The sequence below is a fragment of the Halobaculum sp. MBLA0147 genome (genome assembly GCF_041361345.1).
Lineage (GTDB): Archaea > Halobacteriota > Halobacteria > Halobacteriales > Haloferacaceae > JAHENP01.
The window spans coordinates 2,720,216-2,736,720 of sequence record NZ_JBGKAD010000001.1 but is presented as its reverse complement, the minus strand read 5'-3'; the positions used below and the strand labels follow the sequence as shown (position 1 = coordinate 2,736,720).

The window sequence follows — 16,505 nt, the reverse complement described above, 5'->3', positions numbered from 1 at the left end:
CTGTGTCGTTCGAAACGAGTTACGAATTTCGTAATCGGTTTCACCGTCGGGGATCACGGACGTGTATGGACGACTTGGACCGAGAGATCCTCAACCGGCTGCGACGGGACGCACGGACGCCGTACACGGAGATCGCCGAGGACGTTGGGACGAGCGAAGGCACCGTCCGGAACCGGGTCGACCGGATGACGGAGGAGGGTGTGATCGAACGGTTCACCGTCACGACGCGGACGGGGAACGTGAAGGCGATGGTGGAGATCAGCGTGGACATGAACGTCGACACCGGCGAGGTGTCCGACGAGTTGGCGGACTGGCCGGAGGTGGACTTCGTCTGGCAGGTCTCCGGCGAGGAGGACATCGTCCTGGTCGTCGACTGCGTCGACACCGCGGCTGTCAACGAGCTGATCTCGCGGGCCCGCGAGGTCGAGGACGTAGAGGGGACGAAGACGCGGCTGATCCTCGACGAGCGGCTGGGGTGACGGGCCCGCCGCGACCGGCGCTCGTGGCGTCGGCTGCCGTGACCCACGGGCTCGCCGTCTCGCACGGATCGAAGAAACCTTCATACGTCTCCTCGTCGATACGTGTATGAGCGCCGACGACGCCGCCGACGGTGGCACGGACGCCACGGAACCGGCCCACGAGAACGCCCTCCAGGACGTGATCGCCGTCGACTCCGACGACGAGCCACAGGGAACCGTCAACCGCCTCGACGCCCACACGGGCGACGGGATCCGTCACCGCGCGTTCACCTGTCTCGTGTTCGACGAGGAGGGGCGCATCCTGTTGGCCCAGCGCGCCCACGACAAGCGTCTGTGGGACACCTGCTGGGACGGCACCGTCGCCTCCCACCCGGTCGAGGGCCAGAGTCAGGAGGAAGCGACCCGCCAGCGACTCGAGGAGGAGTTGGGCGTGACGCCGGACCAGTACGACGACCTGCGCGTGACGGATCGCTTCGAGTACAAACGCTACTACGAGAACGCCGGGCTGGAGTGGGAGGTGTGTGCCGTCCTGAAGGTGACGCTCACCGACACCACCCTGGACCCCGACGAGGAGGAGATCGCCGGGCTGCTGTGGGCCGACTACGAGCACCTCCACGACAACCCCGATTTCTACCGCCAGTTGCGCCTGTGCCCGTGGTTCGAGATGGCGATGCGCCGGGACCTCGCCGAGGGTGACGAGACGGGTGTGACGCCGGGCGACGGGTAGACCGTTCTAGAGGACTCTCCGTATCGTCTCGCCGCCCTCTCCCGACAGGAACTCGTCCAGTTTCTCGTCCTCCGTCGTGTCGTCGTCACCGTCGGCGATTCCGGCGGCGTCCTCCAGACTCGTCCGGAACGCGAGCACGTCGAAGGCGGTGGGCTCGTGACGCTCGATGTCGAACAGCATCGAACTGGCGAGTAGGTGTCTCCCCTTCCGATAGAACTGCTCGTGTTCGACTTCCGACTCACGGCCGTAGATACCGCCGACACGTTCGTCGAGGTCCGAGACGAGGTCGTCGTACCGGTCGGTGTCACTCGTCTCGTCCCAGCGGTCGTGGTCTCGCTCGTCCAGGTCAACGACGAGACAGACATCGACCTGCCACTCGTAGAAGAACGGCCGTGCGAGTCGGACGAGCAGCGGTTTGAGCTCCTCGACACCACCTTCGGACTTCAGAAACACGTCGTCGTCGTTCCGACGCCCCGTGAACCGTCGCAACTCGTTCCCTTCGACGCTCTTCAGTTCGCTCGACTCGTGTCGTTCACCGTGGAAGGTGTCGAACGAGACCGATCCGTCTCGTCGTTCGTAGAACCGTTCCAGTAGGCGTACGTCGCGCTTTCCCTCACAGAGAACGGCCCGGCTCATCTCAGAGTCCACGCAGGTCCAGCATCAGTTCTTCGAGCGACTCCTCGGCCTGCCGGTAGTCCAGCAGTTTCGCACCGCCGTCCTGCATCTGGACCAGTTGGAACTCCTCTTCGAGGAACGCCTCTTCCTCGTCGGTGAGGTTCTCCGTGAACAGGTCGTTGAGGAAGTCGTTGCTGTGGGTCGTCACGAACAACTGGATCTCCTCGTCCATCGCCAGTCCGATCAGGAAGTACACCACCTCTCGGACGTACCCCGGGTGCATGTGTGTCGTCGGTTCCTCGAGGAACACCACGTCCGGGAGGTCGTCGTCTAGGAGTTCCAAGAGGAGTGCGACGACCGTCTCGAACCCGTCACCCATCTGCTCGAACGGCACCGCGTACTTCTCGCCGTCGTCGGGGTCGAAGACGAGCGTGTCGAGGGTGAACGTCTTCAGATCGTCGACCAGTCCCCGTTCGCGCAGGAAGTCCCCGACGTCGTCCACTGTGGTCTCGTTCGCATCCTCACCGAACCAGACTTGGCCTCCGAACGGGGCCGTATCCTCGAACTCCACCGTCACCAGTGGCTCGGGAGAGTCTGCGAGGTAGCCGTGCGAGTAGTGCATCGGGAACCCGTCGTCTTCCGTGAGTGCGCGATGTAGTGCGTCGGGGTCGGAGAACGCACTCCCGTTCGACTCGACGCTGTCGTGTAACCAGTGTCGGAAGTCTTCGAACAGTTCACCCGAGAGAGACTCGAACGACTCTCCGGAGGCGGTGTACACGAACTCCTCTCCGTCGACGAGTTGGACGGCGACAGACGAGCTCGCAGCCTCGATCCGCTCCTGGTCGGCAGCGTCGTCGAGGAAGGCCCGGGCACTCGGATCGAGTTCCCGGCGGAGCTCCGCCTCCGACTCGTCGACGAAGTCCGACAGGTAGTTCGCCCAGACTTGGGCGACGATGTCGGCGAGTACCCGTCTCGTCGTCCGCTCTGTCGCCACCGCGAGAGACTGTGAGAGTGTGCTCTCTGCCGTCCGTACGGTGATGGTCGTCTCGTCACGTCCTCTGTGTTGAACCGTCGAGAAGTCCGGTCCGAGGCCGAACACCACCCGTGGGTCTGCCCCGAGCCGAACGGCCTCCAACAGCGAGGTCTTCCCGGAGTTGTTCCGACCGGTGACGACGGTGAACTGGCCGGGTTCGAACGCCAGCCGGTCGATCTTCTTGAAGCCCTCGACGGAGACGTGTTCGAGGTGGGGCATCGACTCACCTACAACTCGTGCGGGTTCACTGATAAAGTCTCGTCGTCACCCCGACGCATTCACAGCACACACGACACGAGACCCGAGCGAACTTCCCGACACGGCACCTACGGAGACCCGTGCCAGTCACCAGACCGGAGCCCGGGACGGAACCGGACCTCGACCTCCACGACTCGCTGGACGGCCAGGTCGCACTCGTCACGGGAGCGAACCGCGGGATCGGCGCCGAGATCGCCCGCCGACTCGCCGAGTTGGGGGCGACCGTCTACGCCGGGACCCGGAGCGTCACGAACGAAGTGCCCGACGCCTGCGAGTCCGTCACGCTCGACGTGACACAGGAGGGCGACGTGGAGGCGGCGATCACGCGGATCGGCGACGAGGCGGGCCGTCTCGACGTGGTGGTCAACAACGCCGGCGTGGGGACGTTCGGCGCCGAACTCCACGACGAGGCGGTGCCGATCCTCGACCGGACGTTCTCCGTGAACCTCCGCGGGCCGACGCTGCTCGCGAAGTACGCACTCCCACCGCTGCTGGAACGCGAGGGACCACGGATCGTCAACGTCTCCTCGGGGATGGGCGCGATCGAGGAGACACAGTCCGGCGGCTCGCCGGGCTACCGGATCTCGAAGACGGGCCTGAACGGCCTGACGGCGTACCTCCACGGGGAGTACGCCGACCGGGGACTGCTCGCCAACTCCGTGTGTCCCGGCTGGGTGGACACTGAACTCGGCGGCGAGGAGGCACCACGGGACGTGGCGACCGGCGCCGAGATGCCGGTGCGGCTCGCCCGTCTGCGCCCCGACAGTGTCGGCGGCCGGTTCTGGCGCGACGGGACCGTGTTGGAGTGGTAGGAGAGCGGAGAGGGGGTCCACTCGACACGAGACCGCACGGCGGTGTCTCGGTGTGCGTAGCCGTCCACAACGCTTAGGCACACCCCAGTCCACGCGAGTGTGTGGACCGACTCGTCGTGGAGACGGACGTGTACGCGTCGCCGGAGGCCGTCTACGAGTTCCTGCTGGACTTCCCGCGGTACCAGCGGTACACGGAGTACCTCGACACGGTCGACCGGACGAGCGGCGACGGTGGCCCCGGCTCCGAGTACGCGCTGTCGTTCTCGTGGTGGAAGCTGTCGTACACCGCCCACTCGCGGGTGACCGACGTGACGCCACCGGAACGGATCAGTTGGGCGATCACGAGGGACATCGACGCCAGAGGGAGTTGGGAGATCGAGTCGTACGACGATCCGCCCGCCGACGCACCGGCCGACACCGAGACGGCCTGTCGCGTCCGGATGCTCGTCGCGTTCGACCCCGACTCGGCGGACTCCGACGCCGTGTCGCTCCCGCTGACGGTCTCGTTCGGGTGGGTGCTCGACAAGCTGACCGGGCTCGTCGAGGAGGAGGCGACTCGCGTCGTCCGTCGTGCGGTCCGGGACTTGGAGGGAGACTCGCGTGAGGTGACCCTAGACGTGTCGGTCGACTCCGAGGCGCTGTGATCGGTCTCCGACGAACGTCGAAGTGGGGTGACGAGCACCGCGATGGGTGGTGTGAGTCCGGCACCGACGGGCGGTCGTCGAGGAGTCGCGACGGCGACACGGTGGGTCGGCGTACCGACTGAGGGTTTCGAAAGCACTAATCCGTTCCCCGCCGTGGTAACAGCTATTGTGAGTCACCAGCTGCCCGACGTACAGGCCTCACAGCCGGACGTAGCCGTGGGTCTCAGTCAGGTGGGCGTCACCGACGTGGAGAAGCTCGTGAAGATCGACCGCGAGGACGAGCGGCCGTGGATCTTCATGGCGGAGTTCTCCGTCTTCGTGGACCTGCCGAGCGGTCGCAAGGGGATCGACATGAGTCGGAACATGGAGGTCATCGACGAGGTGCTCGAGGCGGCCGTCTCGGGGGAGACCGGCCGGATCGAGGACGTGTGTGGCGACGCCGCCGAGCGGCTGATCGCCAAACACGACTACACCTCCGTCGCCGAGGTGGAGATGACCGCCGACTTCGTCACCCACGAGAACACGCCGGCCAGCGAACGGCCGACACAGAGCACCGCCACGGTCATCGCCTCGGCGACCGCGACCGAGGACGGCACCCGCGAGGAGATCGGTGCCGAGGTCACCGGCATGACCGTCTGTCCGTGCTCGCAGGGGATGTCGGAGGCTCGGGCTCGCGAGCACCTGCGCGACCTCGACGTCGACGAAGAGACGATCGAAGACTTCCTCGACGAGGTGCCCCAGCCGGGTCACTCCCAGCGTGGGCACGCAACGCTGACGATCGAGGACGCCGGCGCGCCGGACGTGGACCTGTTCGACATCATCGACATCGCCCGCGACTCGATGAGTGCGCGGATCTACAACTACGCCAAGCGGCCGGACGAGGACCACATGACGTACAACGCCCACGCCGACGCGAAGTTCGTCGAGGACTGCGTCCGCTCGCTGGCCGAACAGACCGTCGACGAGTTCGACCACCTCGACGACGACGTGGTCGTCCACATGCGCCAGTCCAACGACGAGTCGATCCACCAACACAACGCCCACGCCGAACGCGAGGTCAAACTCGGTCGCCTCCGCGAGGAGATGAACGGGGAACACGAGGGTGTCAACCCGAACCCCGACACCGATCCGCTGGCGAACGGGCACTGATACGGGTCAGTTTCGATCGTCACGCTGACGGGGAGGACGCGCTGGAGCCGTTGGATCACCGCTATCGAGTCGACTGCTCGCCTCGTACAGCGTGATGAAGTCGCTGATCAGGTACTGGACGTAGTACCGTTGGTGACGGGTCTTCGCATCTCTGAACACACGGTACGCGAACAGTCCCACGGACACCGAGAGGCCCATGATCGCCGCGGTCGGGATTCCCAGAGAACTGGCGTACGTGTAGTAGTCGACTGCACCAGTCGTCACACCGAGTAGCCGAGCGAACGAGTAGACGTAGTAGACGAACGCAAGCAGTAGCGACACGAGCCACATGCTCCGGTAGAACGCGTAGACTGCTTGGAACGTTCGGGAGCGTCCACGCGAGTCCATGTGGATGTACGAACGCACCAACGTGTACAACGGTTCTAGTTCGTCGTCGTCCGACTCGACCGACGTCGTGCGGTCCTCACACAGGTCCAAATCGGTGTACACCTCACAACAGACGTCGAAGAACCGGTCGATCACGTTCGCCGGGAGTACGTCTGGCTCCGCCAACTGCTCCAGAAACTCCTCTCTGTGGCCTTTGTTCTCCCAGTAGTTGTCGAACGAGATTGCGATCCCGTGGACGGCACGTCCGACGACGAATCCGAGCACCACGGTCGCACCGACCAGGCTGACGCCGAACTCTGTGTCGACTGGGAGAAACGGGAACAGTCCGATGATGAACGTCGCACCAGGTAGGAAGACGCTGAAGAAGTCGTACAGGTCGAAGCGTCGGAGCCCTCCGCGTATCATCGACACTAGCTGGTTTCTTTCTACACATAATCTTTACTGTCTCATAGAAGAATCTGCATGCACAGGTTTTTACAACAGTGCGATGTATTACCGACTTGAGCGAGTGACCGATCGTTCGATTACCCGGGAACCAACAGATGAGATCACCACTCGAAGCTGACGAACATATGAGACGGCAGGAGATGAGTGTCATCATCGGGCGGACACTCGACTACCTCCCCTTCTTCTTGGTCGCTGCGGTCGGGGTCGGTCTCCTCGTCGGGGAGACCGAGGGGAGCGCAGGATTGGCTATCTTGACCGTCCCACTCGTCCTGTCACTGCTCCTCGCCGCCGTCGAGTGGTACCGGCGCGAGTGAGGCGACGCGGGACTACTCCGTCGACAGTCCGAACGAGAACCGCTCCGCCTCGGTCCACCGCGTCTCGAACCGTTCGCGCACGTCGCCGGCGAACCCGGCGTCTTTGAGGTCGATCATCGCGAACGTGCTCCCCGTCTCGACTGGGTTCGGCACCTCCAGACAGGTCTCGGCCTCGTCGATCAGCGTGACCGTCCCCTGTACCTCCGGGTGGGTACGGACCTCGAAGCGCTCGTGGTCGGCCAGCCCGTCGGCGTACCGCTCGCCGACCTGCGGGGACAGTTCCGCCGGCACCGACTCCGCGAGCAACACGGAGACGGTGACCCCCCGGTCGGCGGCGTCGGCCAACTCCTCGGTGATCGCCGTGCCGATGTCGCCCAGTTCCAACCCGGAGGTGGTCGTCGAGGAGATCATCACGATCCGATCGTCGGCGGCCGCCAGTCGTTCCAACAGCAGCTCCGCGGTCTGGGTCGGCCCGACCGCGGCCGTCCAGAACTGCTCGTCGGCCGGTTCGCCCGCCTCCAACTCGCCGACGAGTTCCTCGACCGTCTCCTCGTACTGCCGTTCGCGCTGGCGGAGATCGCGACGCTTCTCCTCCAAGAGTCGGTCGAGTGCCGTCTCGGGCTCGACGGCGACGTACTTCTTGGGCCGACTCGCCGTCTGACTGCGCGCGAGGCGGTGTTGTTCGAGACTGTTGAGCACGTCGTAGATCCGGCCCATCGGGACGCCGCTGGCCTCCGACAACGCCTTCGCCGTCGTCGGGCCCGTCTCCAGCAGACTCCGGTAGGCGCGCGCCTCGTACTTCGACAGTCCAACGTCGCGCAGGTCGGCCATACCCCCACGCACGTGACACGGCGTCAAAAGAGAAGCGAGTCGACCGCCCTCGCACCCGGCTCGTCGCCTCGCGGCGCCGGTCACTCCTCGTCGACGGCGACCAACTGCTTGCCGACGTTCTCCCCGTCGAACAGTCCGAGGAACGCGTCCGGTGCGTTCTCCAATCCCTCCGTGATCGTCTCGCGGTACTGGAGTTCGCCCGCGGCGACCAACTCTCCGAGGTGTTCGGTCGCCTCGTGGAACCGCGGCGCGAAGTCGCGGACGAGGAACCCCTCGACGGTCGCACGAGTCTCGATCAGCTTCGCGAGCTTGCGCGGGCCGGTGGGGAGTTCCTCGTCGTTGTACAGCGCGATCTGCCCGCAGACCGCGACACGTGCGTCGACCGCCAGGCGACCGAAGACGGCGTCCGTGATCGGGCCGCCGACGTTGTCGAAGTACACGTCCACGCCGTCGGGTGCGAGGTCGTCGAGACGCGCCCCCACGTCTTCGGTGTCGTAGTTGATCCCACCGGCGAAGCCCAACTCCTCGGTGAGCCACTCGACCTTCTCGTCGCTGCCGGCGACGCCGATCACGTCCGCCCCCTGCAGCGTCGCGAGTTGGCCCGCGACGGAGCCGACTGCTCCGGCGGCACCGGAGATCACCATCGTGTCGCCGGCCTTCGGTTCGGCGACCTCGCGGGTGCCGAAGTACGCGGTCCGTCCGGGCATTCCCAGCACACTCAGCGCCGTCGAGGTCGGCAGCGCACCCGTGTCGACCGGGGTGAGGTCGTCGCCGTCGGCGACGCTGTAGTCGGCCCACTCCAGGTTGCCGACGACGGTCTGACCCGGCTCGACGCCGGCGCCGTTCGCCGCCACGACCTCGCCGACGACGCCGCCACGCAGCGGGTCGCCGACCTCCCACGGTTCGGAGTACGACTCGCCGGCCCGCATCCGGTCGCGCATGTACGGGTCGACTGAGAGGTACTGCGTCGCCACGAGCGCCTGTCCCGGTCCGGGCTCGGGCACGTCGACCGTCCGTAGCTCGAAGGTGTCGTGGTCCGGACGGCCCTCCGGCCGTCGTGCGAGGTGGTACCGTCGTGTCTCGTCGGGTGTGGTCACGTCCGCGTCGTCGGGTGTCGCCATGTCCGCGTCGACGGCTCCCGGTCGGATAAGTCCGCCTCAACCGGACTGAACGGGTCGCCGGTTGGCTCGATCCGCGTCGCCGAGGGGCCTGGAGTCGGTCACTCGTCGTCGGCTTCCTCCGCCTTCGTGCCGCCGTCGGCTCCGTCCGTCGTCGCGTCGCCATCGGGTTCCTCCGCTCCCGTGTCACCGTCGGCTGCCTCCGCCCCCGCGTCGCCGTGTTCGACACCCTCGCGTCTGTCGGCTCGTTTCCGGCGGAGCGCGGCGGCGGCGACGCTGGCGTCGTAGCCGAAGAACACGTCCGCCGCGTACGTCTCGGCGACCTCGGTCGCGTGGATCAACTGGTCCACGTCGACGTTCACCGCGTACAACTCGACGGAGAAGTCGACGGGCAGCTGTGCGAGGCGACTCTGGAACCCTTTGGCGATGGTCTCCAGCCAGTAGGTGGTGCCGTAGGCGGTGTCGTACAGCGGGACCACGAACTCGTCGACGTGTGTCGCCAGCGCCTCCAAATCCAGTCCCGCCCGCTCGTACAGGTGGCCGGGGTACGGGTCCGGGTACAGCGTGAGGTAGACGCGTCCCGGGATTCGCTCGACCGCCTCCGCGACGAACTCGGTGATCACCGACGCGCGCCACGTGTACCACACCTCGCCGCCCGGTTCGGGGGCGTCGTCGTCCCGCTCGGCGGCCCACTCGCGGAACCGCGAGAGACAGCGGTCACAGTGACAGTACTCCGCGCGTGGGAACCCCACGTCGTCGAGTCGCACGTCGCCCCGCTCGGCGGCGGCGTCGGCGATCATCTCGAGGATGCCGGCGCGGTACTCCGGGTGTGTGGGACAGACGTACGCCCAGTCGAAGTACGGCCGCTCGCGGGTCGCACGTTCCCCGGCGTCGCTCAGCGGGGCGAGTTCCGGGGTCTCGTCGACGGCGGCGTTGTCTCCGAAACAGGAGATCATGTTCACCGCGTCCGCCAGCGGCTCCGCCGCGCGGCCGGTCACGTCCTTCGTCTCGAAGAACGCGTGATCGAAGGCGTCCCACGCCACCTCCTCCTCGTTGCGGGTCACGACGGCGTAGTCGGTCACACACCTCGTTGGCGCGTGCCGGGCGTAAGTCGTTCGGAGGCGTGCCGACTCCCCCGTGGTCGTCGGGATTCGGGTACGAGCGATGGTCGGCGGGATCACGTCCCTTCCCGGAGCCAGGCGACCATCGACGGCGTCGCGACTCGGCGGTCGGTGGTCGGAGAACGCGACCCGCTCGCGCGGGTGTCGTGTCTCGTCTGTCGTGTGGTGCGTCTACTCTTCGGTGTCGACCTCGACCTCGACCGACTCCTCGCCGGACGAGAGGACGACGTACAGCAGTACGATGATGCCGAACAGGAGGACGAGCTTGGATTTCCCGGACATACGTCACGGTTCGACGGGCACCTACAAATCGTTTCCGGGAGCCGACACGAGCGAGTGGGGCCCAGAGGAGTCGTCTCCACTCCGCCGACCCGTCTCACGCCGTCCGATCCGGACTACGCCCGCATCTGGTCGCCGAGCCCCTCGCGGGTGATCGTGTCACAGTACTCGCACCTGACGCCGTCGGACAACACCTCGAAGGCGGGGTCGACGGGTTCGCCACGGTTCGTGATACAGTTGCTGTTCGGACACGTCAACACGCCCGTGACGCGGTCCGGCCGGACGACGCGCGTCTTCTCGACGACCTCGAACTCGCGGACGATGTTCACCGTCGCGGCCGGGGCCAGAAGCGACAACACGTCCACTTCCGACTGACTCAACTCCCGGTCCTCGACTTTCACCACGTCCTTGCTCCCGAGCCGGTCCGACGGGACGTTCATCACCACCGAGACACCGAGTCCCGCGGAGCCGTCGATGTCGAGCAACGAGAGCACGTTCAACGCCTGTCCGGCGGCGACGTGGTCGATCACCGTCCCGTTCCGGATCTTCGAGACGCGCAGTTGGCGGTCCTCCCCGCCGTCCGTCCGTGCGAGGTCGGTCGTGTCCCCGCAACACACCTCGTCCGCCGTCGACGCGGCGGTGTGGTCGGGTTCGGTCACCCGTCACCCCCCTCCTCGTCGAACAGCGCGTCTAACAGTGCCATCCGGACCGGGACGCCGTTGTGTGCCTGTTCGAAGTAGCGTGCGTTCGAAGTTTCGTCGATCGCCGGTGCGATCTCGTCGACGCGTGGGAGCGGGTGCATGATCGTCAGGTCGTCGCGGGCGTCCGCGAGTGTCGACTCGTCGACCCGGTACCGCCCCGCGACCTCGCGGTACTCGTCCTCGTCGGGGAACCGCTCGCGTTGGATCCGCGTGACGTACAACACGTCCACCTCCGGTACCACCTCGTCCAACGACTCGTGTTCGCGGATCCGCGCGCCGCTCTCGTGGAGGTCGTACTGGACGCTCCGCGGGAGCCGCAGCGACGGTGGGGAGACGAAGTGCATCCGCGCGCCGAACTCCGTCAACGCCGCCGCCAGCGAGTGGACCGTCCGCCCGTACTTCAGGTCGCCGACGATTCCGACGGTCAGGTCGTCCAACCCGGCCGCCTCCCGCATCGTGTACAGGTCCAACAGTGTCTGACTCGGGTGTTGCCCGGCGCCATCGCCGGCGTTGACGACCGGCACGTCCACGAACTCGCTGGCCATCTTCGCCGCCCCCTCGCTGGGATGGCGGAGCACGATCCCGTCGGCGTACCCCTCGACGACGCGCATCGTGTCCGCCAGCGACTCCCCTTTCTCGACGGAGGAGGTGTCGACGGGCCCCATGTCGACCACGTCGCCGCCGAGTCGTTTGATCGCCGCCTCGAAGGACATCTGCGTCCGGGTACTCGGTTCGAAGAAACACGTCGCCAGCAGCTTGTCGGCGTGTCTGTCTCCGACCGCACCGGGGTCGGCCGCGAACGCGGCCGCCCTGTCGAGCAGCGACTCGACGTCGGCCCGGTCGAGTTGGCCCGCCGACAGCAGGTGGTCGTGTCGCATCGTGTCGAACGGTGACTGGCGCGGTCTTGAAACCACCGGCACGCGTGTCCGGCCGGTGTCGGGCGGTTCTGCACGTTCGTGTACCCCGGCGGCGCGCGGGTTTCGATCCTCGAAACTGGTTCGTGAGCACACAGTGGCTGGAAGGGGGCCGTCGAGAGCGTCGCCCGACTCCGCGCAGCCACACCGTTTTGCCCTCGGCGGTGGAACCGACGGGTGAGATGACGGACTCACAACGCGAGCGAGCACACGTGTTCGTCTCGGGGCGCGTCCAGGGTGTGTACTTCAGAGCGACGACGCGGGACACGGCCCGCGAACACGGCGTCGACGGGTGGGTGAAGAACCTCGCGGACGGCCGCGTCGAGGCGGTCTTCGAGGGCGAGCCCGGGCCGGTCGCGGAACTGGTGAGCTCCTGTCACGAGGGGAGCCCCGCCGCCGAGGTGGAGGGTGTCAGCGTCGAGTACGAGCCACCCGAGGGGATCGACGGGTTCGCGATCCGTCGGTGAGCCGGGGATCGTCGATCGTCGATCCGCGTCGCGACAAGAGGGTGTCACTCCGGTAGTCGCGAGCCTCAGACGGTGACCGCGTACCGTTCGGTGAGGTGCCCGAGAATCTCGTCGACGATCTCGGGGTCGTACGTCCAGAAGCCGAAGAACTCCCGCTCGTCGGTGTCGCCGCGTTCCTCGGCCAACAGCGCGCAGGCGTCCAGTGGGTCGCCGCCGCCGTCGAAGACGACGAACCACGACTCCGCGATCTCGCGGGTGTCCTCCTGGTGGAGCGTGACGCCCTCGATCTCCGGGACACCGGGGGCCGGGGCGGCGTACGCGTGGATGTCGAGGTCCTTGCTCGCGAGGTCGGCGTACACGTCCTCCTGTTGGGTGATCGCGCCGGTACGCTGGAAGCCGGTGTGGAGTACCCCCTCACCCTTCCGCCAGGCGCGGTCCTCCACCTCCCGCGTCGCGGCCATCATCTGCTGGAGGTCGAAAGAGGTGAACGTCGTGTCGTCCAAGTGTTCGATGATCGGTGCGAACGGAGACACGTCGGCGTCGTCCGTCGGATCGCCGAGGTGCCGGAGGTCGACGGCCGCCAACACCTCGTCTTCGGCGTCGCTGTCCGACAACACCGCGTACCCGGAGAGGTTGCTGTCCGTCGTGCTCTGCTCGATCCGGACCGTCTGGGAGGCGAAGTACTCCCGGAGTTGCTCGACGATCCGCTCGGACGGTGGGTCGAACACCGTCAGCCGCTTCTGGCGACTCTCGACCGTCTCGATGATCTCCCGGAGTGACATCGGGTCGTCGCGAGTACGTGACGCACGAATTTAAACGTGTGCTCATCGGCCACTCCCGGTCCGGTCGGCCCGACGGCGGGCGGGCGACTCGCCCGGCGAAACGTGACGTTGAAGTGGAGTCGTCCGGAACGTTCGGGTGCGCGCCAGTGGTCCAGTGGTAGGACAGTGGCTTCCCAAGCCACTAGCCCGGGTTCGATTCCCGGCTGGCGCAGTTCTCGGCGTGTCGTCGACGCTCGGTAGCCGTTGGCGTCGACGCCTAATAGCCACCGTCGGCGACCGCGACGGTCCTGGAGTGAGACGTGACCTGCTCGGCTCACCGTTCGCGGACGACGACGAACTCTGCGAGGTCCCGCAGGTAGTCGCGCGCGTCGGACTCGCCGACGCCGGCAGTCTCCAGAGCGGCGAGTGCCTCGTCCACCTCCGTCCGGGCGCGGTCGTCGGCCTCCTCGGGGGTGAGGTCCGTCACCTGCAACAGCGACGGGCGGTCCATCTCCTCGTCTTGCCCGGTGGGTTTGCCCAAGTCGCTACCGTCCGCGGTCGCGTCCAACACGTCGTCGCGGATCTGGAAGGCGACGCCGACCCGCTCGGCGTACTCCCCGAACGACTCGACGGTGAACCCGTCCGCGCCGGCGGCGATTGCCCCCAGTTCCGCCGCGGCGCGGAACAGCGCTCCCGTCTTCCGGCGTGCCAACTGCATGTAGGCGGCCTCGGAGTCCACCTCGTCGACGAGTTCCGTCGCCTCCCCCTCGCCCAACTCCACCATCGCCTCCGAGACCACCTGCATCGCGCGCTCGTCCGTCGAGAACAGCCCGAACGCCTCGCCCAACAGCCCGTCCGAGGCGATCAACGCCGGGCCGTGGCCGTACTCCGCCCACGCGCTCGGCGTCCCGCGGCGCACCTCCGACCGGTCGATGATGTCGTCGACCACTAGAGAGGCGTTGTGGACCAACTCCACGCCGACGGCGAAGTCGACGGCCGCCTCCGCGTCGCCGCCCGCCGCCTCGCAGGCCAGGAGGGTGACGGTCGGGCGAACGCGCTTGCCCCCGGCGAGTGCGACGTGTTCGACCTCCGCCGACAGCTCTGCCGGCTCGATCGCGTCCGTCACGTCCTCGAGCCGGTCGTTCACCATCGCGACTCGCCGCTCCAAGTACTCCATCGTTCCACGGCACGTGACAGAGCGGCAAGAGGGTAGCGGAACGGGGTTACGGGTTACTCGCCGACGTACCGCCAACTCTTGTCGTCGACCTCGACGAATCCGTGCTGTTCCAGTAGTCGTAGCTCCGTACCGACAGATTCGTACTTTGCCCGTTCCTCTACCTCGCTCTTCCTGGCTGTTCCCTGCTCGGCGGACAGTTCTTCGATCGCATCCATCACGTCTACGACCTTGGTGAAGGCGTCGAATAGGTCGTTCTCGGTGAACCGGCTAGCCAGCCGGAGTTCTTCGGCTAGTTCTCCAACCGCTTCCACATCTTCTCCAGAGACTGTTATTTCTCCCACAGTATCGAATACGGCTCGTGCCACTTATTTGTTCCTAAAATATCTGCTACCACCGCATACAGTGTCAGAAGAAACCTGTTCTCTATCTGCCTCCACTCGGCGTGATCCCTCGGACGGTCAGCTTGTCAGAGGGGACCGATAGACGGCCGCGACCTCACCCGCCGAACTCTTCGATCAGCGCGGGCACCACGTCGAAGAGGTCGCCGACGATCCCGTAGTCGGCGATGTCGAAGATCGGCGCGTTCGGGTCCGTGTTCACGGCGACGATGGTGTCCGACCCCTTCATGCCGGCGACGTGCTGGACGGCGCCGCTGATCCCGATGGCGAGGTACACGTCCGGCGTCACCTGCTTGCCCGACTGGCCGACCTGCCGGTTCTTCGGGAGCCACCCGTTGTCGACGATCGGCCGCGAGGAGGACATCGTCGCGTCCGTCGCCTCCACCAACTCCTCGATCAACTCGATGTTCTCCTCCTCCTCGATCCCGCGCCCGACGCTGACGAGGAACTCCGCGTCGCCGATGTCCACGTCGCCGCCGCCGACCTCCTCGAAGCCGGTGACACGCGAGCCCACGGCGTCCTCGTCGAGGTCGAACGAGAACGACTCGACCGTCGCGTCGCCGCCGGGGGCGGCCGCCTCCCACTCGCCGCCGCGGATCGACACTGCGAACGGCTCCGCGTCGACCGCGACGGTCGTCTCCACCTTCGAGCCGTACATCTCGCGGGTGACCTCCAGCGAGTCGTCGTACGAGAGCCCGACCGCGTCCGTCGTCAAGGGGAGTTCGAGCCGCGTCGCGACCGCCGGCACGTAGTCGAGCCCGTTCACCGAGTTGGGCGCCACCAGCGCGCTCGGCGACAACTCGTCGAACAGCGCCGTCACCGCCTGGACGTACACGTCGTGGTTGAACTCCTCGCCCTCCGCGACCGTGTGGATCGTGTCTACACCCTCGCGGGTGAGTTCCTCTGCGAAGCCGTCCACGTCACCCGCGATCACCGCGACGTGGAGCTCGCCGCCCAGGTCGTCGGCCAACTCCCGGCCGGCGGTGAGCAGCTCGAAGCTCACGTCGCGCAACTCGCCGCGGCGGTAGTCCGCGACCGCCAACACGTCGCCGCTCATCGTGCCACCCCCTTCTCGCGGAGGAGATCGGCCAACGCCGCCGCCTGCTCGTCGGCGTCACCCTCGAAGTAGGTGGCGTCCGACTCCGACTCCGGCTCGTACATCGCCGTCCGTCGGATCGGCGTCTCGACGATGTCTGGACCCAGCCCTAAGTCGTCGAGCGTCTTCGGGGCGATCTCCTTCGACTGTGCCTGCCGGATGCCGCGCAGACTCGCGTACCGCGGCTCGTTGATCCCGGTCTGGATCGTCAACACCGCCGGGAGGTCGACCTCCGTCAGTTCCTCGACACCACCCTCCAACTCGCGGCGGACGGCCGCGACCGGGTCGCCCGCCTCCATGTCGAGGTGGTTGACGACCGCCGCCCACTCGAAGCCGAGTCGTTCGGCCAGCGCGACGCCGGTCGCGCCGAACCCAGTGTCGTTGGCCTGGACGCCCGAGAGGATCAGGTCTGGCTCTTCCTCCTCGGCGACCGCGGCGAGCAGTTCCGCACGCGCCTCGACGTCGAGTTCCGCCCCGGCCACGTCGTCGTCCCACACGCGAACTGCGCGGTCGACACCCTTCGCGAGTGCCATCCGGATCGTCTCCTCGGAGCGTTCTGGCCCGATCGTGACGGCCACGGTCTCCACGTCGTCACCCTCCTCCTGGAGCTGGACGGCCGCCTCGACGGCGTAGTCGTCCCACTCGTTGAGGTCGTACTCGAGGTACTGCTCCCCGATGTCGTCGCCCTCGATCTCGAAGTCGTCGGCCGCCTCCGCGACCTCCTTCACAGTGACGAGTACCTTCATCGGCCGCTCGTACGCCCACTCGGAGGTAAAC

General features: G+C 66.6%; 19 protein-coding genes, 1 tRNA gene and 1 pseudogene. 8 read left to right on the top strand and 13 right to left on the bottom strand.

What is annotated here, in order from left to right; genetic code table 11:
- Nucleotides 1–65: 65 nt before the first annotated feature.
- Complete coding sequence (locus tag RYH80_RS13185; RefSeq protein ID WP_370904346.1) at nt 66–479, top strand: Lrp/AsnC family transcriptional regulator; 414 nt, start codon at nt 66–68, stop codon at nt 477–479.
- 106 nt (nt 480–585) lie between these two features.
- Nucleotides 586–1,206 (top strand): isopentenyl-diphosphate Delta-isomerase, encoded by a 621-nt coding sequence (gene idi, locus RYH80_RS13180; protein WP_370904345.1) that lies wholly within the window; start codon nt 586–588, stop codon nt 1,204–1,206.
- Nucleotides 1,207–1,212: 6 nt separating this feature from the next.
- On the opposite strand, the gene RYH80_RS13175 is transcribed toward idi, so the two are convergent.
- Together RYH80_RS13175 and RYH80_RS13170 are read right to left on the bottom strand one after the other, a co-directional pair.
- A complete protein-coding gene (locus RYH80_RS13175) occupies nt 1,213–1,842 on the bottom strand; it encodes a hypothetical protein (RefSeq protein WP_370904344.1) in 630 nt (209 codons plus the stop codon).
- A 1-nt stretch (nt 1,843) separates the two neighbouring features.
- Nucleotides 1,844–3,073 (bottom strand): AAA family ATPase, encoded by a 1,230-nt coding sequence (locus tag RYH80_RS13170; protein WP_370904343.1) that lies wholly within the window; start codon nt 3,071–3,073, stop codon nt 1,844–1,846.
- Between the two features lie 119 nt (nt 3,074–3,192).
- On the opposite strand from RYH80_RS13170, the gene RYH80_RS13165 reads away from it, so the two are divergent.
- The 3 genes from RYH80_RS13165 to mptA all read left to right on the top strand — a co-directional run bounded on the left by RYH80_RS13165 (nt 3,193) and on the right by mptA (nt 5,717).
- Entirely contained in the window at nt 3,193–3,924 is a 732-nt protein-coding gene (locus RYH80_RS13165; RefSeq protein WP_370904342.1) for an SDR family NAD(P)-dependent oxidoreductase, read from the top strand.
- Nucleotides 3,925–4,025: 101 nt separating this feature from the next.
- Complete coding sequence (locus RYH80_RS13160; protein ID WP_370904341.1) at nt 4,026–4,568, top strand: SRPBCC family protein; 543 nt, start codon at nt 4,026–4,028, stop codon at nt 4,566–4,568.
- Nucleotides 4,569–4,736: 168 nt separating this feature from the next.
- A complete protein-coding gene (gene mptA, locus RYH80_RS13155) occupies nt 4,737–5,717 on the top strand; it encodes a GTP cyclohydrolase MptA (protein WP_370904340.1) in 981 nt (326 codons plus the stop codon).
- Nucleotides 5,718–5,723: 6 nt separating this feature from the next.
- Here the strand turns inward: mptA and RYH80_RS13150 are convergent, their stop codons facing one another.
- Nucleotides 5,724–6,509, bottom strand: a complete 786-nt coding sequence (locus RYH80_RS13150) for a hypothetical protein (protein ID WP_370904339.1) — start codon at nt 6,507–6,509, stop codon at nt 5,724–5,726.
- A 167-nt stretch (nt 6,510–6,676) separates the two neighbouring features.
- Here RYH80_RS13150 and RYH80_RS13145 point away from each other — a divergent pair, with 167 nt between their 5' ends.
- Nucleotides 6,677–6,865, top strand: a complete 189-nt coding sequence (locus tag RYH80_RS13145) for a hypothetical protein (protein ID WP_370904338.1) — start codon at nt 6,677–6,679, stop codon at nt 6,863–6,865.
- A gap of 12 nt (nt 6,866–6,877) precedes the next feature.
- Here the strand turns inward: RYH80_RS13145 and RYH80_RS13140 are convergent, their stop codons facing one another.
- The 5 genes and pseudogenes from RYH80_RS13140 to pyrB form a co-directional block, all read right to left on the bottom strand.
- The gene (locus RYH80_RS13140; protein ID WP_370904337.1) at nt 6,878–7,696 is read right to left on the bottom strand and encodes a TrmB family transcriptional regulator; all 819 of its coding nucleotides are present in this window, start codon (nt 7,694–7,696) and stop codon (nt 6,878–6,880) included.
- A gap of 80 nt (nt 7,697–7,776) precedes the next feature.
- Nucleotides 7,777–8,817, bottom strand: a complete 1,041-nt coding sequence (locus RYH80_RS13135) for an NADP-dependent oxidoreductase (protein ID WP_370904336.1) — start codon at nt 8,815–8,817, stop codon at nt 7,777–7,779.
- 224 nt (nt 8,818–9,041) lie between these two features.
- A pseudogene (locus RYH80_RS13130) lies at nt 9,042–9,896 on the bottom strand (hypothetical protein); the annotation flags it as partial.
- Between the two features lie 434 nt (nt 9,897–10,330).
- Nucleotides 10,331–10,831, bottom strand: coding sequence for an aspartate carbamoyltransferase regulatory subunit (gene pyrI / locus RYH80_RS13125; RefSeq protein ID WP_370904719.1), 501 nt, complete (start codon nt 10,829–10,831; stop codon nt 10,331–10,333).
- 38 nt (nt 10,832–10,869) lie between these two features.
- Nucleotides 10,870–11,793: an aspartate carbamoyltransferase gene (gene pyrB / locus RYH80_RS13120; protein WP_370904335.1), complete on the bottom strand. Its 924-nt coding sequence runs from the start codon at nt 11,791–11,793 to the stop codon at nt 10,870–10,872.
- A 218-nt stretch (nt 11,794–12,011) separates the two neighbouring features.
- Here pyrB and RYH80_RS13115 point away from each other — a divergent pair, with 218 nt between their 5' ends.
- Nucleotides 12,012–12,296 carry an acylphosphatase gene (locus tag RYH80_RS13115; protein ID WP_370904334.1) on the top strand — a complete coding sequence of 95 codons (285 nt, stop codon included), beginning with the start codon at nt 12,012–12,014 and terminating at the stop codon, nt 12,294–12,296.
- A gap of 65 nt (nt 12,297–12,361) precedes the next feature.
- Here the strand turns inward: RYH80_RS13115 and RYH80_RS13110 are convergent, their stop codons facing one another.
- Nucleotides 12,362–13,078 (bottom strand): DICT sensory domain-containing protein, encoded by a 717-nt coding sequence (locus RYH80_RS13110; RefSeq protein WP_370904333.1) that lies wholly within the window; start codon nt 13,076–13,078, stop codon nt 12,362–12,364.
- Nucleotides 13,079–13,218: 140 nt separating this feature from the next.
- Between RYH80_RS13110 and RYH80_RS13105 the strand changes: the two genes are divergently transcribed.
- Nucleotides 13,219–13,289 (top strand) — tRNA-Gly (locus tag RYH80_RS13105).
- Nucleotides 13,290–13,391: 102 nt separating this feature from the next.
- On the opposite strand, the gene RYH80_RS13100 is transcribed toward RYH80_RS13105, so the two are convergent.
- From RYH80_RS13100 to RYH80_RS13085, 4 genes are all read right to left on the bottom strand, one after another.
- On the bottom strand, nt 13,392–14,234 hold the full coding sequence (locus RYH80_RS13100) for a polyprenyl synthetase family protein (protein ID WP_370904332.1): 843 nt from the start codon (nt 14,232–14,234) through the stop codon (nt 13,392–13,394).
- Nucleotides 14,235–14,287: 53 nt separating this feature from the next.
- Nucleotides 14,288–14,575 carry a hypothetical protein gene (locus RYH80_RS13095; protein ID WP_370904331.1) on the bottom strand — a complete coding sequence of 96 codons (288 nt, stop codon included), beginning with the start codon at nt 14,573–14,575 and terminating at the stop codon, nt 14,288–14,290.
- Between the two features lie 154 nt (nt 14,576–14,729).
- Complete coding sequence (locus RYH80_RS13090) at nt 14,730–15,689, bottom strand: electron transfer flavoprotein subunit alpha/FixB family protein (protein ID WP_370904330.1); 960 nt, start codon at nt 15,687–15,689, stop codon at nt 14,730–14,732.
- Nucleotides 15,686–16,474 (bottom strand): electron transfer flavoprotein subunit beta/FixA family protein, encoded by a 789-nt coding sequence (locus tag RYH80_RS13085; RefSeq protein ID WP_370904329.1) that lies wholly within the window; start codon nt 16,472–16,474, stop codon nt 15,686–15,688. Before RYH80_RS13085 ends, RYH80_RS13090 begins: the two co-directional genes overlap by 4 nt.
- Between the last annotated feature and the right edge of the window lie 31 nt (nt 16,475–16,505).

Coding starts and splice junctions, on each gene's coding strand:
- RYH80_RS13185 (WP_370904346.1), top strand. CDS start 66: ATGGACGACTTGGACCGAGAGATCCTCAACCGGCTGCGACGGGACGCA.
- idi (WP_370904345.1), top strand. CDS start 586: ATGAGCGCCGACGACGCCGCCGACGGTGGCACGGACGCCACGGAACCG.
- RYH80_RS13175 (WP_370904344.1), bottom strand. CDS start 1,842: ATGAGCCGGGCCGTTCTCTGTGAGGGAAAGCGCGACGTACGCCTACTG.
- RYH80_RS13170 (WP_370904343.1), bottom strand. CDS start 3,073: ATGCCCCACCTCGAACACGTCTCCGTCGAGGGCTTCAAGAAGATCGAC.
- RYH80_RS13150 (WP_370904339.1), bottom strand. CDS start 6,509: ATGATACGCGGAGGGCTCCGACGCTTCGACCTGTACGACTTCTTCAGC.
- RYH80_RS13145 (WP_370904338.1), top strand. CDS start 6,677: ATGAGACGGCAGGAGATGAGTGTCATCATCGGGCGGACACTCGACTAC.
- RYH80_RS13140 (WP_370904337.1), bottom strand. CDS start 7,696: ATGGCCGACCTGCGCGACGTTGGACTGTCGAAGTACGAGGCGCGCGCC.
- RYH80_RS13135 (WP_370904336.1), bottom strand. CDS start 8,817: ATGGCGACACCCGACGACGCGGACGTGACCACACCCGACGAGACACGA.
- pyrB (WP_370904335.1), bottom strand. CDS start 11,793: ATGCGACACGACCACCTGCTGTCGGCGGGCCAACTCGACCGGGCCGAC.
- RYH80_RS13115 (WP_370904334.1), top strand. CDS start 12,012: ATGACGGACTCACAACGCGAGCGAGCACACGTGTTCGTCTCGGGGCGC.
- RYH80_RS13110 (WP_370904333.1), bottom strand. CDS start 13,078: ATGTCACTCCGGGAGATCATCGAGACGGTCGAGAGTCGCCAGAAGCGG.
- RYH80_RS13100 (WP_370904332.1), bottom strand. CDS start 14,234: ATGGAGTACTTGGAGCGGCGAGTCGCGATGGTGAACGACCGGCTCGAG.
- RYH80_RS13090 (WP_370904330.1), bottom strand. CDS start 15,689: ATGAGCGGCGACGTGTTGGCGGTCGCGGACTACCGCCGCGGCGAGTTG.
- RYH80_RS13085 (WP_370904329.1), bottom strand. CDS start 16,474: ATGAAGGTACTCGTCACTGTGAAGGAGGTCGCGGAGGCGGCCGACGAC.